The following is a 16,598-nucleotide window of genomic DNA, read 5'->3' as shown; positions in this document are numbered from 1 at the left end:
GCCCCCCTCTACCGTCGTGGCCGCGGGGGCGGCCGTGAAGGATCGCCGTGACCGCACGTCTCGGGCGGCAGAGTAGCCAGCCGTTCAGCCGACGGAGATTCCAGGGCGCTTACGCCTCGTTGTCCGCGGCGGGAGCGAACTCGAGGATGGACGCAGGCAGCTCGTGCTCCATCCGCCAGAGGATCCGCATGGGGCGCTCACCGGTGTGCGACTCGTAGGTCATCGGGCCGGCGTAGAGGAACGGCGGTGTCCCGCCCGTCTCCGTCGTCTTGGTCTCGCGGAGGAACAGGTGCACCGTGGAGCCCTCCTTCCGGTGGCGGATGTACCGCTGGCCGGTCGGCGAGGACTCCGCCGTCGTGCTCTGCGACTCCCACTGGAAGAGCGTTGGTGACAACGGCCGGTCGGCGTACATCGTGGTGGCTGAGAACTGTTCCTCCGTCTTGTGCAGCGTCACGAAGAAGATGTCGGCCTGGTCGCCCGGCACCCAGCGCACGCCTTGCCCGAACGTCCCGGCGAGATTGCGCATGCCGAACGCCGCGAATGCCTCGTCGCGGCTGTAGTGCGCATGCAGGTGGAGAGGACAGGGCTCGGATGGGTCGAGCGTGGGCGTCGCGTGGCGGATGCGCTCCCGCAGCACGGTGCTGAGCTCGAACAGCTCCTCGGCACGCCCCGGGTTCGCGAGCAGCAGCTCCAGCGAGTCCTCCATGCTCGTGAACGGGACCCGCCATCCCCACAGCGAGAAGTGCAGCATCGCTGCCAGGCGCTGGACGCGCTCGCTGACGTCGAGATCGCCGCGTCGCGTGGCCACGCTCGCGAACGACCGGATGAACTCCAGTCGCTCGACGTCGTCGATGTGCAGCAGCCGCCCGAAGGCCCCGCCGAGTGCCCTGTCGTCGGGTCCCGGCGTGGTGACATCCCAACCGACCGATCGACGCAGGTCCAACCAGCTGCTCTTGGGGCCGCGGTAGAGATCCTCGACCTCTACGTCGTTGTCCTCCAGGAACTGCGCCAGGCTCGGGCTGCTCTGCCCGGTGGCCTCCACGAGGAGGCCGTTCCACGAGACGCTGAGCGACCGCTTGACGTTGTCCAGGACGACGTCCTGCGCCACGCGGTCCATCTCGATCCGGCAGCCGGCCGGCAGGTTCGGGAAGCCCCGCTCGACCTCCTGGCGGAGCTCGCCCCGCGACGCGCCGGTCAGCGCCCGGAACCGCTTGTCGAAACGGAAGTCCCGGTGCTGGGCGCCGATGAAGTCCAGCACCGTGAGATGGGTCTTGTCCTCGGACAGGCGCAGACCCCGGCCGAGCTGCTGCAGGAAGACGGTCGCGCTCTCCGTCGGGCGGAGGAAGAGCACGGTGTCGATCGCCGGCAGGTCGAGGCCCTCGTTGAACAGGTCCACGGTGAACAGCACGTTGACCGACCGGTCGGCCAGTGCGGCGAGGGCAGCCGAGCGATCCGCGGGGCTCGTCTCGCTGGTGACCGCGCGGCTGGGAATGCCGGCAGCGCTGAAGGCCTCAGCCATGAACTCGGCGTGCTGAACGCTGACGCAGAAACCCAAGGCGCGCATCTGGAGCGGGTCGGCGACCTTGTCCCTCACCGCCTGCAGGATGACCTCCACGCGCTCCTGCGACCGCGTGTAGAGGTCCGTCAGCTCGGCGACGTCGTAACCGCGGCCCCGCTTCCACTGCAGCCGGTCCAGCGCCACGCCGTCGTGGACGCCGTAGTACTCGAACGGCGCCAGGAGCCCCTGCTCGAGCGCCTCCCAGAGTCGCAACTCCACCGCCGTGCGCCCGTCGAACCAGCGGCGCACATCGGACCCGTCGGCCCGTTCCGGCGTTGCCGTCAGGCCGAGCAGGACCTTGGGTTGGAAGTGTTCGAGCACCCGCCGGTAGGTCGCGGCCTCGGCGTGGTGGAACTCGTCGACGATCACGAGGTCGAAGTGGCGTGGACTCAGGTCCGCCAGGTCCACGTGGGCGAGCGACTGCACGGAAGCGAACACGTGCTGCCACGCGCGGGGACGCTCCCCGCCGACGAACAGCTCGCCGAAGCCGTCGTCCCCCAGCACGCGACGGAAGGTGTCCCGGCTCTGCGCCAGTAGCTCCTTGCGGTGGGCGACGAAGAGGAGGCTCTCAACAGTTCCGGCCGCCCGGAGGCGCTGGTAGTCGAGGGCAGAGACCACGGTCTTGCCGGTCCCCGTGGCCATCACGACGAGGTTGCGCCAGTGCCCGTGGACGATCCGCTCGGCCGCGAGGTCCTCGAGGATCTCCTGCTGGTACGGGAAGGGCCGGACGACCGGGGGAGCCAATGCACCCGCAGCCTCGGCCGGTGCCGGGGTCTCGAAGCTCGGGGGCACCGCACGGACCGGGGGAGTACTGGCCGGCTCCTCAGGCTCCCAACCCTCGCCGATGAGGAAGCGCAGCAGCGCATCGCGGTCGCCGGGCAGGTCGAACTCAGCTGAGCGACGGCTGTGGGGGAGCACCGACGCAAGTGGGTTGTCGGCATGCAGCGTCGGGTCCTCGAAGGTGCCCCGGGCGTACAGGACCACCAGGCGGGCAGCCCGCCCGTCGCTCTTGAGGCGCAGGACCCGGCCGAGGCGTTGGACCAGCTGCCGCCGGCTGCGGTTGGCAGCGACGATGACGGCGAGGTCCGCCTCGGGGACGTCGACCCCCTCGTCGAGGACCCGCGGGGCGGCGAGCAGGTGGGCCGCGCGGTCGCGGAAGGCGGCCATGCGGTCCCGGCGCTCGTCCCGGTCGAGGCCCGAGAAGAGGGTCGACGCCGGGATGCCGGCGTCCTCGAAGACGTCCGCGGCGCTCGCGGCGCTCTCCTTGGTCTGGGTGAAGACGAGCGCGCCGTGGGCACGCCGAACCGCCGGCTCGAGCTGCGCCAGGGCCGTCAGCTTGGCCTGGGACGCCGCCAGAAGCCCTCGCCGGGCGCTCATCGGGCCCAGGTACATGCGCGCGTACGCGGAGGCGCCGTCCTGCCGCTCGCCGCGGGCCAGCCGGTTCAGCGTGAGCATGAACTCGCTGTAGGAGTCCCGCGAGACGCCGAAGCGGTTCTCCAGGGTGCGCGCGGCGACGTCCATCCGCTCCGAGCACTGGTCGTACTGCCGCTGCTCGTCCTCGCTGAGGTCGACGGCGACCAGGGCGATGTCGAACGGCGCGATGATGCCCTCGGCGAGGGCGCGGTCGTACCACAGCGTGAAGACGACGTCGCGGAAGTACGGGCGCAGGTAGGTCTCGACGCCGTCGTCTTCGCGCTCGAACGTCGCGGTCAGGCCGAGGCGCTGCTCGAAGCCCTCCTCCAGCGCCCGCGCGAAGGCAGGTGCGCCGTAGCGGTGGCACTCGTCGGCGATGAGGAGGTCGCCGGGCCGTGGGTGGAACGTTCGCCGCGCCGCCGAGTTGACGATCGCGACAAGGACGTCGCATGTGTCCAGGTCGTCCTGTCGGCCACCGCCGAGGCGACCGATCCGCACGCCAGGGAGCCGCTCGGTGAGGCCGGCGTGCCACTGGTCCTGCAGCTCCGTCGTCGTTACCACCACGACGACGCAGCCGCCGGCTGCGAGCGTGTCCCGGGCGGCCGCCATCCCCACGAAGGTCTTGCCAGCTCCGGTCACCGCCTCCACCACGCCGCGGTGCTCGGCGGTACGCCACGCGGCCAGGGCCTCGCTCTGCCACGGGCGCAGCAGGGGCGCCATGTCGGGCAGCTCCAGATAGGCCCGACGCGCCCTCGACGGACGAGGAGGGCTCGGGCTGACCACCACAGCAGGCGCGTAGTCCGGCTCGCTGGCCGAACCGCCGTCGTCGGACGTGACGGGCGGATGGAGGGCGGGGCCGGCGTCCTCGACCACGACCTCGGTCGTGGGCTGTTGCAGGAGCTCGAGCTCGTCGATCCGGGACCGGAGCTCGTCTCGTTCCGTTCGCAACGCCCGGTTCTCTGCCATGAGCCGACGCAGGACAACCCATGGGTCGACGACAGCGCCATCCTGCGTGGACATGGATCCCCCGAGATCGGAACGGCTGAGGATGCACGACGCTAAGTCACCGGCCCGACGAATCCTGTGATCCCCGTGGGAGCCGTCACCCTCGCGTGTGGCAGCCGTGACGGGCGGGGCGGACTCGCACAATCCGGACCTGGTTCGTGTCGTAGGTCCCACATAGCGTGACCGCGCGAGCGCGATCCGGCTCGTACTGAGCTCCATGTACGACAGGGGAAGAGCTTGACCACGGCGCCCGCTGCCACCCGCGCGACCGACCCGGCCCTCAAGGACAAGGTCAACCGCCTCATCCAGTTCCTCAAGGACCTCGTCACTGCCCGCGCCGTACCGGTGCGGCAGGTCAAGGACCACCTCGACCACCTCTGGCTCGACGAGGTCCGCGAGCTGGCGGCTCTCGACGGGGAGGCCGCGACCGGAGCCGTCCTCCTCAGGCTGCCACGCGTGGTGCTCGAACCCGCCCCGGCTCTCCCGCCACTCTTGCAGGGCTGGGTGTCCGTGTCGGAGCGGGACAACAGTGCCCTTGAGGCGCCGCAGCTGCGGGCGGAGGGGCCGGCGACGGACGGCGCTGGGCGGGTGGCGCTCGACGAGCGACCGGAGGTCGAGCTGTCGTACGACGCCTGGCTGCCGGAGTGGCAGCGCTGGGCGGCGCGCGACCGTCCTCAGCGCCGGCTGCACCGGACGTACGACCAGTTGCGCACCATGCGGCAACAGACGCTGGAGAACCCCGAGAGCGTCGAGGTCGTCGTCGCCGGCGGCCTGCTGAACCTGCCGACTCACGGCGTCCGCACGCACGTGCTCGTCCACCGTGTGAGCGTCGACATCGAGATCGAGACCGGCGACGTCGTCGTCAAGCTCGACCCGTCAGCCGCCACCTCGCTGGAGGACGGTCGGGTGCTGACCGGCCTCGACTGCTTCGACGACGGCGGGACGGCGGCCCTGCGGGCGCGCATCATCGAGCTGGACGTCCGACCCGCCAGCGACAACGCCTTGACCTTCCTCAAGGAGTGGGCGACCCGGGCGGTCCTCGTGCCGGTCGACGTCACCGAGGGGTGGTCCGCGCCGTCGGGGACAAAGGCGTCACTGACGCCGTCCCCGGCGATCGTCCTGCGGCGGCGGGGCGCCTACGCGCTGCAGGAGTACTACAACGACATCGAGCGGACCCTCGCCGACGGCGAGGCCGTGCCGCTGGGTCTCGCGCAGCTCGTCGAGTCCATCGAAGCCGGCGACCGCGTGGCCTGGCTCGAGGCCACCGGAGCGACCGCCGGCGTCGACGTCGCAGACGACCCGCTGTTCCCGCTCCCGGCCAACGAGGAGCAGGGGCAGATCATCCACCGGCTGCGCGACGACACCGGCGTGGTGGTCGAGGGCCCGCCCGGGACGGGCAAGACGCACACCATCGCCAACCTCATGTCGGCGCTGCTCGCCCGTGGCCAGCGGGTGCTGGTCACCAGTGAGAAGGCGCAGGCGCTCAAGGTCCTCCGCGACAAGCTGCCGGCTGAGATGCAGGAGCTCTGCGTCTCCATCACCGACGCCGGTCGCGGTGGCTCGCTGGAACTGAGCAAGAGCGTCAGCCGGCTGGCTGCCGAGCACTCGTCGTACAACGCGGCCAGGGCGCAGCGGGTCATCGACGACCTGACCGGCAAGCTGCACCAGGCGCGGACGCGACGGGCCGGCATCCTCGAGGAGATCCGCGCCCTCCGTGAGGCCGAGACCTACCAGCACCCGGAGATCGCTCCCGGATACGCCGGGACCCTCGCCCGGGTCGCCGAGCGTGTCGCCGCGACCCAGGGCGAGTGCGGCTGGATGCCCGTCCCGGCGACCGGGGTGCTGCCGCTCACGACTCCGGAGTTCGAGGAGCTGCGCAGGGAGCTCCCCGGCGACACCGACGTTCGCCGGCGACGCCGCGACCAGACGCTCCCGCCCGTCGAGGCCATCCCCGACGTGCAGGTCGTGCGACGCCTGGCCAAGGACGTCGCGCGCGGGGCGGCCGCTCGTGCCGGCCAGTCCGGCCCGCTCGCCGACGTGCTCGGGCAGCTCGACGCCGGGACGCTGGCCGAGCTGATCCGCGTGTGCGGCGAGATCCGCGACGGGCTCGCCGGCCTGTCGGCCGGGGTCGACGCATCGTGGGCGATGCCCGTCCTCGACGGCGTCCTCCGCCGGGACAACGAGCTGCTGTGGCAGCAGGTCGGGCAGGCGCGGCAGCTCGTGGACGACGCCCAGGCAATGAACGCCGAGGTCGGCTTCCGCGACATCCAGGTCGCCACCGACGCCCCACCGGCACCGGTGGCCCAGGTCTTCACCGACCTCGCGCGCTACCTCCAGGACGGCGGCGCGCTGAAGAAGCTCTTCAAGAGCGACCAGCAGAAGGCGGCGGAGCCGTACCTGCCGGGTGCGTTCGTTGACGGTCAGCCCGTGACGACTGCGGAGCAGGCTCACCTGGTCGCGATCCACCTCCTCACGCTCGCCCGGCTGCACGCCTTCGCCTCGGCGACCGCGATGGTGCAGATCCCCGGCGGGGTGCCCGGACCGCGGGCACTCCAGGTCTCCCACGCCCACCGCGTCGTCCAGACCATCGAGGCGATCGAGGCGCTCCGGGCCGCGCGTGACCGGCTGGCCAGCGCCCTGGCCCGCATCCCGGCGATGCCCCAGGTCGACCTCGTCACGACCCTGGGAGTCCGCACCTTCGTCGACGTCGCGACGGTCTTCGCCGACGTGGAGATCGCCCGCCGGGCCTCCGACGAGCTGGAGCGACTGGCCACCGCCTTCGAGTCGACGGTCGAGCGGGCCCAGCGGCCTCCGGAGCTGGAGGCCGCGGTGGAGGCGCTCCGCCGGGCGGACGCCGACACCTTCGAGGCGGCGCTGTTCGACCTGGACGTCGCCGGCCGCGAGCGGCGAGCGCAGCTGCGCTGCGACGAGCTGTCGCAGCGCCTGGGCGCGACGGCGCCGGCCCTGCTGGCGCTGCTGCGCGAGACGATGCGCGAGGACGTCTGGGTCGAGCGGATCGCGCACCTCGAGGAGGCGTGGAGCTGGGCCCGAGCCGCGACGTTCGTCCGCGAGCGCACCGCGCCCGGCCGCGAGGACGCCCTCGACCGTGACCTCGCCGCCGTCGACCGGGACATCGCCAAGCAGACCGCCGAGCTCGCCGCCCAGCAGGCGTGGAAGGCCTGCCTGGAGCGCATGAACGCCACCCAGGTCACCGCCCTGCAGGCCTACCGAGACAGCATGGCCAACGTCGGCAAGGGGAGCGGCAAGTACGCCCAGCGCTACCGGCTGGCCGCGCGGGAAGCGATGACGGCCGCACAGGAGGCCGTGCCCGCCTGGGTCATGCCTCTGCAGGAGGTTCTGGCCTCCATCCCGCCGCGCCAAAGCGCCTTCGACGTCGTGATCGTCGACGAGGCCAGCCAGGTCGGCATCGAGAACCTGTTCCTGCTGTGGCTGGCACCGCGGGTGATCGTCGTCGGCGACGACAAGCAGTGCACACCGTCCGAGGTGAAGCACGGGGCACTGGACAAGGTCTTCGACCGGCTCGACACGCTGCTGCCGGACATCCCGAACTACCTGCGCTCCGGGTTCACCCCGCGGTCGAGCGTCTTCTCGCTCCTGCGCACGAGGTTCGGTCAGGTCATCCGGCTGCGCGAGCACTTCCGGTGCATGCCGGAGATCATCACGTGGTCGTCTCAGATGTTCTACCGCGATGCGCCGCTGATCCCGGTCCGGCAGCACGGCGCCGACCGGCTGCCTCCGCTGAAGACGACGTTCGTGCCTGGTGCCTACATCGAGGGCGCCAACTCGACGCTGCGCAACGAGGTCGAGGCCGAGGCGATCGTCGAGGCGCTCGTGGGCTGCCTGCAGGACCCGGCCTACGACGGGAAGACCTTCGGTGTCGTCGTCCTGCAGGGCCAGGCGCAGGTGGACGTCATCCGGGAGGCGCTGCTCAGCCGGGTCGAGCCGGAGGAGTGGGAGCGCCGCAACATCCGGATCGGCACCCCGCCGGACTTCCAGGGCGACGAGCGCGACGTCGTCCTGCTCAGCCTGGTCACCGCGCCGGACCACAAGCGGGCCTCGCAGACCCGGCTGGACGCGCAGCGCTCCTACAACGTGGCGGCGTCGCGCGCCCGGGACCAGCTGTGGCTGTTCCACTCCGTCATGGCCGACCAGCTGCGCAAGGACGACCTGCGGTCGCAGCTGCTCTCGTACATGACGTCGATGCCGGTCGCCGCAGCCGCGCCGATGCCGGACGACGTGCCGGAGAACGAGCGGCACGACGACTTCGACAGCCTCTTCGAGCAGCGCGTCTTCCGACGCATCCAGCAGCGGGGCTACCACGTCACGCCGCAGGTCGAGGTCAACGGACGGCGCATCGACCTGGTCATCACCGGCGCGCAGGGGAAGCTGGCGGTCGAGTGCGACGGCGACGCCTGGCACAGCTCGCCGGAGCAGGTGGCCAGCGACTTCGCCCGCGAACTGGAGCTGCGACGCTGCGGCTGGCACTTCTGGCGGATCCGCGAGTCGCGGTACTACCTCGATCCCGAGGGCGCGCTCGCCGACCTGTGGGTCACGCTCGACAGGCGGGGGATCGGGCCCGCTCGCATCACCGCAGACGGCGTGACCGTCGCCGACTGGACGCCGCTCGACCTCCCCGCCACCGATGACGCGGTGGAGGCCGAGCCCGACGAGGTCAGCGATGCTCTGCCAGGCGGCGTTCGGGACATTTCGTCGCCGCGGCCGCCGGCGATCGATCCGGAGCCCTCGGCTCACGTGCCGCCAGCGCCTCCGGCTCCTGCGGCCGTCGAGGTCGTCGCGACGGCCGGCCCGGCGGGCCCTGCGGACGCTCCTCCCGCTGTGGCGGAGCCTGGTCCAACAACGCGCACGTTCTCCGTTCCGGCGGCTGGCCAGGGAACTGCCCCGAACGGCCGGGCCGGCTCAGTCGTGGACGAGGAGACGCGGGCGCTGGTGCTGGAGCTGGCCACGGACGGTGCGCTGACCAACGAGGTCGTCCGCCAGTTCCTCGGGGTCAGCGCTGACGAGGCTCGACGCGTCCTGGTCGCCCTCACCGATGATGGGCTCCTGGAAAAGCGAGGTGCCACGAAGGGCACGCACTACGTGCTGCCGGATTCCGGCGACGTGTCCAGGACGTCCGTCACCGGTGATGTTCGAGAGGGCATCCATGAGCCCGCCCGGAGCGTCAGTGACGTCACCGAGGACGGCATGACCAAGCAGGTGCTCGAACTCGCGGCACGCGGCCCGTTGACCAACGAGATGGTCAGGCAGCTCCTGGACGTCGATCGGACGGTCGCGCGGCGTCTCCTCGGCCGGCTCGCGGACGATGGCCTCCTGGAGCTACGCGGAGCAGGACGTGGTGCCCACTACGTCCTCGCCGGGACGTCCGAGCCGGTGAGGTCCGACACTGATGGAGCCGCGCGACAAGCTCGCTGGATCCAGGGCTTCAACCGGCAGCCGCGCGCCGAGTCCGGCGATCACCCGATGCCATCCAGCGGCGACGAGCCGGGGAGCCCGACCGAAGCCGTGGGCGCCGGCACGGGGCCGCTGTCGGAGAAGGCCATAGCGGCACTCAAACTGCGGTTCGGACAGCGGCTGAGGCGGGATCTCCAGGAGGTGGCTCGCCGGTGCAACTACCGTCCGACGTACTACCAGCGGATGCTCACCCAGCAAGGAGGGTGGGCCACTGCGCGGCAGCTCCTCGCGGAGCCCAAGGTGCACGACGGGCTGGCCCGACTGTGGGAGCTCAGGATGTTGCAGCACAGCCTGGAGGCCGCCGTCCTCGATCCGACGTATCGCGAGCTGTTCACCGATCGGGAGATCGTCACGGCACGGCGGCGCCTGGCGGAGCTCGGGTTCTCGGTCGACGGGTAACCACAACAGCAGCACGTATCTGTCTGAAGACGCGGGGTTGAGGAAGCCGTGGCAGGCTCCGCGAACGACAGGGTCGTCTTCGAAGGGGGCTCCGTGGACGACAGGGTGCTGGGTCAAGCTGGACGTCCCGTACCGGATGCAGGTCGGGCCGTTCTCGACGCCGGCCTTGGTAGAGGGGAGTCGGCCTTTGTGCCCGGACGTCACATCTGGACACCGGCTGTGGCGAGCGAGCTGGATCGGTGTTACACGCAGCGCCCCAACCTGACGTCTGGCGCGGACTTCCTCACGAAATTGCGGGCGCAGCTCGCCGACGCCGAGCCGGAGGCCAAACTCCTCTTTGCGGAGCTTCTCTACCTCAACCTCCTGCCGCTGGCGAACGTGGGTGGCAGTAGGAAGCGGCAGGTCGTCAACACAGTGCTGTCATGGCTGCCCGAGCCGATCTCGATCCCACCACACCTGGATGCGCCACTCGACAAGGGCGTCTTCAACGGCGGAGTGGGAGGCAACACTTACCGCTGGGCCGCTCTGGTCTACCTCATCAACATCGTGCGGGAGTGGTGGACGAAATCTGACGCCGACCGACAGCACGCATTGTCGGACCCGTGGGCCTTCAAGGGGTTCTTGGAGTCAGTGAAGGCCAAGGCAGCGGCCAACCAGAGGCACGCGCTCAAGTACCTGGCGTTCCCAGAAGTCTTTCAACCGATCGTCAGCACCAACGACCGCGCCAAGATCCGCGACGCGTACAAGTACATCCTCGGACGGCCACCCGGGGACATCGATCGTGACCTGCTGGAGATCCGGGACAAGCTGCAGAAGCAGTCGCCCGATGTGGTCGTCGACTTCTACCTGCCGCCCTGGTCTGCGGCGTGGGTGACTACAACCGCGGTGTCTGCCGGCGCCCACGCCTGGCTCGTCCGTCCTCCCGCGTCCGCCGACCGGGATGCGGTCGTTGAACAGTGGCTCGTGAAGGGAGACATTAGCCTGCCTGCCGCTGGGCTCGAGGATGTGTCACCTGGGGCCTCCATCAGTGCAATCAGAGAAGCGGTGAGTGCCACCTACAGCGGCATGGAGTACGTCAGTCAGCTCCAGCTGTCCAATGACGTGCACGCGATCCTGTCGCGGATGCGAAGCGGCGACATCGTCGCTGCGCTGTCGAGCGAAGGACTGCGGCTCGGCAGGCTGGGAAAAAGTGGTCCTGGCTTCAACGAGGATGACCCGTCCCGTGAGCTCCGCAGGGCGGTGCAGTGGTTCACGTCGCTGGAGCCGATCCCCATCGCAGATCTCCCTGACCCGCTCTCTGCGCACCTCGACACACCGGGCGCGGTTGTGGACCTGTCCGAAGACTACGCAGTCCTCGCGGAACTGATCGGCGAAGGGAGCGCTGCGGACGACGGATCCGCAGAGATCGACACCCCGTCAGCAAGAGTGACGGTCGCGGATGAGATGCCGCGCCTACAGGAGGCCTCCAAGGACCTCGCTGACCGACTTCTCATCGACGTCGAGCACCTACAGGAGTGGATCAACCTGCTCCAAGACCGACAGCAGGTCATCTTTTACGGTCCTCCTGGAACTGGAAAGACCTACCTCGCGGAGCGGTTGGCGCGATATCTGGCCGACGCGGAGCGTGGAGAGAGCGAGCGGGTGCGGCTCGTCCAGTTCCACCCGAGTACGTCCTACGAGGACTTCGTCGAGGGATTCCGGCCGGCGGGTGGGAACGGTGGACAGATCAGCTTCCAGCTCACTCCGGGTCCGCTCAGCCGTGTGGCAGCTGCCGCACGTACGGATCCAGGTCATCCGTACTTCCTCATCATCGACGAGATCAATCGGGGCAATCTCGCCAAGATCTTCGGCGAGCTGTACTACCTCCTGGAATACCGGGACCGCGGCATCAACCTGCTCTACCGGCCCGACAAGCCGTTCACCCTGCCTCGCAACCTCTTCCTCATCGGCACGATGAACACCGCCGATCGCTCGATCGCGCTCGTTGACGCGGCCATGCGGCGCAGGTTCGCCTTTGTGGAACTGCATCCCGATGGCGAGCCAGTGCGGAGCCTGTTGCCACGCTGGCTCGAACGCGAGGGGTGGCCGGCTGAGCGGGCGGACTTGCTCAGGGCCCTCAACGAGCGCCTCGACGAGCGGGACTTCAAGGTCGGGCCGTCTTACCTCATGAAGGCGGACGCCGACCGCCCAGAGGGCCTCCAGCGGGTCTGGCGGTACTCCATCCTCCCGCTCCTGGTGGAGCAGTACTACGGCCGGCTCTCCCCGGACGAGATCGAGAAGCAGTTTGGGCTGGAGGCTCTGCGCCGAGCCGTGCGGGTCGTCCCGGCCGAGGTCGCGGTTCCTGATAACACGGCTACCGGCACGGAAGCGCGGGTGGACGGCTCCGGCTCTCAGTGATGTCGATGTGCCAACGGATCGCGCTGGCGGAGAACGGACCTCCGCAGGACGTGGTCCTGGACGGCGCCGTGGCTGCCGCCCTCGCGGCCAGTGAGCTGGTGCGTGTCGAGCCACGTCCGGGTGGGGCCTTCCTGCTCCTTCCCGGGGCCCGAGTCGGTGCCGTACGTGTGCGGCACGAGGACGCCGAGGTCGATCTGAGCGTTGCCCCGAAGGTCGGAATCGCCCGCTTGCTCTTCATGCTCGCGTACACCAGCGACCCTGGATGGCGGGACGACATGGCGTCGTTGGCTCGGGCTCCCGACCTGCTGTCGGCCGTGGTGGAGGCGCTCGGGCGGGCGGCGAATTCCGCCGTGGAGGGAGGTGTACTGCAGGGCTATCGCACCCTTGACAAAGCGTTGCCTGTTGTCCGGGGTCGCATCCTCGCGGCCTCACAGATGACCCGGCGGCTGGCGTTCCCGCTGCCGATCGAGGTGCGTCACGACGAGTACGACACCGACATCGCGGAGAACCAGATCCTGCGTGCTGCCTGCCGCGTAGGGCTGCGTGTCGCACGCATCACGCCCGCGACACGGTCGCGCCTCATGCGCGTCGTGGCTCGCCTCGACGGCGTCAGCCCGCTTCGGGACGGCGCACCGCGTCCCCTCTGGCGCCGGACCCGGTTGAACGCGCGGTACGTGCCCGCGCTGCGACTGGCCGAGCTCGTCCTCGACCGGGTCACCATCGAGAGCTCCCCGGTTCGCGGCGTGGAGGCGCACGGGTTCGTCGTCACGATGTGGAAGGTGTTCGAGGACTTCGTCACCGTGGCCCTCGCCGAGGCGTTGCGGCACCACTCCGGCACGACTCGGCGGCAGTACCCGATCAACCTGGACGCGCAGGGACTGGTACCCATGCGCCCGGACCTCGTCCATCTGCGCGGCGCGGAACCGGTGGCCGTTGTCGACGCGAAGTACAAGGCAGAGCGGATCGACGGCTTCCCCAATGCCGACGCGTACCAGGTGCTGGCCTACTGCACGGCGTTGCGGTTGACGCGAGGTCACCTCATCTACGCAAAGGGGCTGGAAGAGAAGCGGCGATACGACATCCCGGCCAACGGCATCTCGATCGACGCCCATGCACTCGACCTCGGCGGAACGCCCGCACAACTGCTCGAGCGGATCGAGCGCCTGGCCGAGATCCTCCTCGAGGGCGACTGACCGCGGCGTTTCCCCCGATACAGCCGCGACCCCAGCGCGGGCTGTCTGCCACCTCGGAGTGATCCGCTCGACGCTCGGCTGAGAAGTGCCCGGGTCCCTGCCGAAGACGCATGGGCAGACAATCAGCCCCAGCCGTGAGGGAACGATGACCGCAACAGCTCAGCCGGGAGCGACCGGCAAGTTCGGCTTTCTCAAGGAGGGCATGTCCGCCGCGGGCAAGCTCGTCGCCGACATGAAGCTGGACGAGAAGCTCACGCCCCTCGTCGACGCGAGCAAGCAGGCGGCACAAACCGGTCTCAAGACAGCAGCGCACGTCGGCAACCAGGCGCGCGAGGTCGTGTCGCAGGAGAAGCTCTGGGACGAGCAGCGGGCGCTCGTCGACTCGCTCGTCGAGGTCCTCTCGCTGCAGCAGTCGCTGATCGAGGACCTGCGGGGCCGGGTCTCGGCCCTTGAATCTCGGTGAACCCGAGCTGCGGGGAGGCCATCGACGATCTGCGGGACCGGGCGGCCCGACCCGGGTTGGGGCCCATCCCGTGGCCGGCGATCACCCAACGACTCGCGGCGTTGAAGTCCCGGGTAGGGCAGGACCTCACCACTCTCGCGCTCGCTGCCGATGGCCTGCAGGCCGCCGCTGAGGACGAGTGGCCGGCCGAGGTCACCTCAGCGCTGCAGCGTCTCGGTTGGCCGGACCACTGGGACCCGCGTTCCCTCGGCCAGCTCTGGCACCCGGTGGACCCCGGCGAGGCACGCGGCTTCGTGAGCGGGGTCAAGGGGACCGTCTTCGAGGAGGAGGTCGCCCAGCGTGTTGAGTCGGGGGAGCTGTCGCTTCCCGATGGGGGAGACCGGCTCCGGCTGGCTGAGGACGTCCAGCAGCCGGGCTGGGACGCCGAGGTGCTGGACGGCGAGGAAGTCATCGGTGTCGTCCAGATGAAGGCCACCGACTCCGTCGGCTACCTGCAGGAGCACCTGGAGCGATACCCCGGGATCGACGGCGTCATCACCACGTCGGAGGTCGCGCAGACCGCCGCCGAGCGCGGCGTCGACGTCGTCGACAGCGGCATCGCGAACGACGACCTGGAAGAAGCCGTCCAGGGTGCAGTCGACTCGCTCGACGCGGCGAGCCTCGCGCACGAGTACCTACCGGTGTACGGGCTGGGCTCGGTGGCCGTCCGCGCGGTGGTGGCGGCCCGAAGGGGTGCGTCACGAGACGAGGTCTCAGCCCTGCTGAAGGAGGAGGGCATCTCTCTCTTGGCTGTCAACGCCGCGGGCCTGCTCGTCGAGACCGCCACCGGCACCGTGTTCCTGCGTCCGGTCACCACGACTGCCATCCGCCTCGGCACGCACCGCGCCAGGGTCGCGCGCCGCTCCGCCGAGGACCTGGCTGAGCAGCAGGCGGCGCTCGCGGGCCTCACCACCCGCGCCCGCCAACTCGTCACCGCCGCGGGGAAGGGCTGATCCGTGGCCGCGTGGCGCAACCGCCGGAGGAGCCGGGCGCGGCTGAGCCACCCAGGCGAGGATCGCCCCATGACCGGCCACGTCTTCGTCGTCCCAGGGACCCTCCAGTCGCTGACCTACGACGACGTCCTCATCTCGACGGACTTCGGCGGAGGCGTAGGACGCAAGTGGTGGCCGGTGTTCGGCTGGTCTGACGAGGAGGGTGCCGCAAAGCACCGGTCCCTCCCGCAGCTGTCCCCACAGCGGCGGGTCGCGAAGGTCCCACCGCTGACCAAGGAGCCCGACGAACCGAACCGCTGGCTGGTCGCGGTCGGAGCGACCTCGTCCACGCCGGTCTCCTGGCTCTTCGAGGGCGTACGCACCGCACTGGCCGAGGTGGTCGCAGCGGGCCGGATGGGACTGCCCGAGGGGCGTCCGCGGAGAGTGGCGATGCCGGTCATGGGTGTGGGCCGCGGCGGCTTCGATGGCCATCGCGGAGACGTCATTCACGGCTTGCTGGACGAGGCGCAGAAGGCCGCCGAGGAGCGCGACGTGGACGTCGTCATCGTCGCGGCGAACCCCTCCGACTACTCCGCCCTGCAGGCTCTGCGGACGGCGCGGCACTCCCGGCCTCTGCCGGGCGACCGGGAGGAGCACGCGCAGCGGCTGGCCACCCTGGCTCGGTCGCAGAACCTGGCGCTGTTCATGGGCGCCGGCACCGGCGTGGCCGCGGGCCTGCCCTCCTGGTCCGGCCTCCTGGAGCACCTGGCTGACCGAGTCGGCCTGGGCTCGGCCGCCGGCCTCTCCGATGCCCTGGGCCCACTCGACGCCGCGGAGCTCCTCCGGCGCTACGCCGACCGCAAGGAGCGGGAGGAGAACCCGGGAAACCCGCGACCGAACCCGCTCGGCGCCCACGTCGCGGAGGCGATCGGTGACCGGAAGCGCTACGCGCTCAGCCACGCCTTCCTCGCGGCGCTGGACGTCGACCAGGCGATCACCACGAACTTCGACAAGCTCTACGAGACCGCGGTCCGGGAGATCCGCAGCGCCGAGCCGTTCGTCGTCCTGCCGGAGACCACGTCGGAGGAGGTCGGCGTCACGGACGGGCGGCGACCGTGGTTGCTCAAGCTCCACGGCGACGTCGATCAGCCCGCGGACATCGTCCTCGATCGCCGCTCCTTCGTCCGCTACGACGCCCGTCGCCGGCCGCTCGGCGGGGTTCTGCAGACGACGCTGCTCACGAAACACCTGCTCGTCGTCGGTGCGTCCATGACTGACGACAACGTCATCCGGCTCATCCACGAGGTCGCGGAGCTCAACGAGCGCCCGGGGCAGCAGCGCAGCTTCGGCACCGTGCTCAGTCTCCGCGCCGACCCGGTGCGCGCCCAGCTCTGGGAACCGGAGCTCGAGTACCTCGACCTCGGCAACGCCGACGGCAACCTCGTCACGGCAGGACGGGAGCTCGAGGTCTTCCTCGACCGGGTCGCGATGCTCGCCGCGCCCCGCACCGCTCACCTCCTCGACCCGCGGTACCGGGAGCTGCTCGGGAGCGGGGAGGAGCAGCGGCTCGCCGCCGAGTTGGCCGGGCTCGCGGCGGCGGTGGCGAGCCTGTCGGAAGGCGTCCGGGAGCGGGCCGGCTGGGACGACGTGGTCACGGCCTTGGAGCGGCTGGGCGCGCCGAGGCGCTGAGGAGCCTGCCGGTTCCCTCG

7 protein-coding genes are annotated in these 16,598 nt (G+C 70.2%); 6 read left to right on the top strand and 1 reads right to left on the bottom strand.

Annotation, left to right across the window (positions count from 1 at the left end; translation table 11 throughout):
- Positions 1–109: 109 nt before the first annotated feature.
- Positions 110–3,691 (bottom strand): DUF3427 domain-containing protein, encoded by a 3,582-nt coding sequence (locus ACI79I_RS09590; RefSeq protein WP_456992092.1) that lies wholly within the window; start codon positions 3,689–3,691, stop codon positions 110–112.
- A 522-nt stretch (positions 3,692–4,213) separates the two neighbouring features.
- On the opposite strand from ACI79I_RS09590, the gene ACI79I_RS09585 reads away from it, so the two are divergent.
- The 6 genes from ACI79I_RS09585 to ACI79I_RS09560 all read left to right on the top strand — a co-directional run bounded on the left by ACI79I_RS09585 (position 4,214) and on the right by ACI79I_RS09560 (position 16,578).
- Positions 4,214–9,865 (top strand): AAA domain-containing protein, encoded by a 5,652-nt coding sequence (locus tag ACI79I_RS09585; RefSeq protein WP_456992091.1) that lies wholly within the window; start codon positions 4,214–4,216, stop codon positions 9,863–9,865.
- Between the two features lie 219 nt (positions 9,866–10,084).
- Complete coding sequence (locus ACI79I_RS09580) at positions 10,085–12,262, top strand: McrB family protein (RefSeq protein WP_456992090.1); 2,178 nt, start codon at positions 10,085–10,087, stop codon at positions 12,260–12,262.
- Between the two features lie 5 nt (positions 12,263–12,267).
- The gene (locus ACI79I_RS09575) at positions 12,268–13,455 is read left to right on the top strand and encodes an McrC family protein (protein WP_456992089.1); all 1,188 of its coding nucleotides are present in this window, start codon (positions 12,268–12,270) and stop codon (positions 13,453–13,455) included.
- Positions 13,456–13,600: 145 nt separating this feature from the next.
- Positions 13,601–13,918: a hypothetical protein gene (locus ACI79I_RS09570; protein WP_456992088.1), complete on the top strand. Its 318-nt coding sequence runs from the start codon at positions 13,601–13,603 to the stop codon at positions 13,916–13,918.
- Entirely contained in the window at positions 13,915–14,910 is a 996-nt protein-coding gene (locus ACI79I_RS09565) for a hypothetical protein (RefSeq protein WP_456992087.1), read from the top strand. The genes ACI79I_RS09570 and ACI79I_RS09565 overlap by 4 nt, the downstream gene beginning before the upstream one ends.
- Before the next feature lie 69 nt (positions 14,911–14,979).
- Positions 14,980–16,578 (top strand): SIR2 family protein, encoded by a 1,599-nt coding sequence (locus ACI79I_RS09560; protein ID WP_456992086.1) that lies wholly within the window; start codon positions 14,980–14,982, stop codon positions 16,576–16,578.
- The last annotated feature ends 20 nt before the right edge of the window (positions 16,579–16,598 follow it).

This window comes from Geodermatophilus sp. SYSU D01105, assembly GCF_054050095.1.
Note: the sequence above shows the minus strand (reverse complement) of the source record. Positions and strands in the feature narration are given on the sequence as shown.

What these genes read in the sequence shown, in the direction of transcription:
- ACI79I_RS09590 (WP_456992092.1), bottom strand. Translation starts at nt 3,691, where the DNA reads ATGGCGCCCCTGCTGCGCCCGTGGCAGAGCGAGGCCCTGGCCGCGTGG.
- ACI79I_RS09575 (WP_456992089.1), top strand. Translation starts at nt 12,268, where the DNA reads ATGTGCCAACGGATCGCGCTGGCGGAGAACGGACCTCCGCAGGACGTG.
- ACI79I_RS09570 (WP_456992088.1), top strand. Translation starts at nt 13,601, where the DNA reads ATGACCGCAACAGCTCAGCCGGGAGCGACCGGCAAGTTCGGCTTTCTC.
- ACI79I_RS09560 (WP_456992086.1), top strand. Translation starts at nt 14,980, where the DNA reads ATGACCGGCCACGTCTTCGTCGTCCCAGGGACCCTCCAGTCGCTGACC.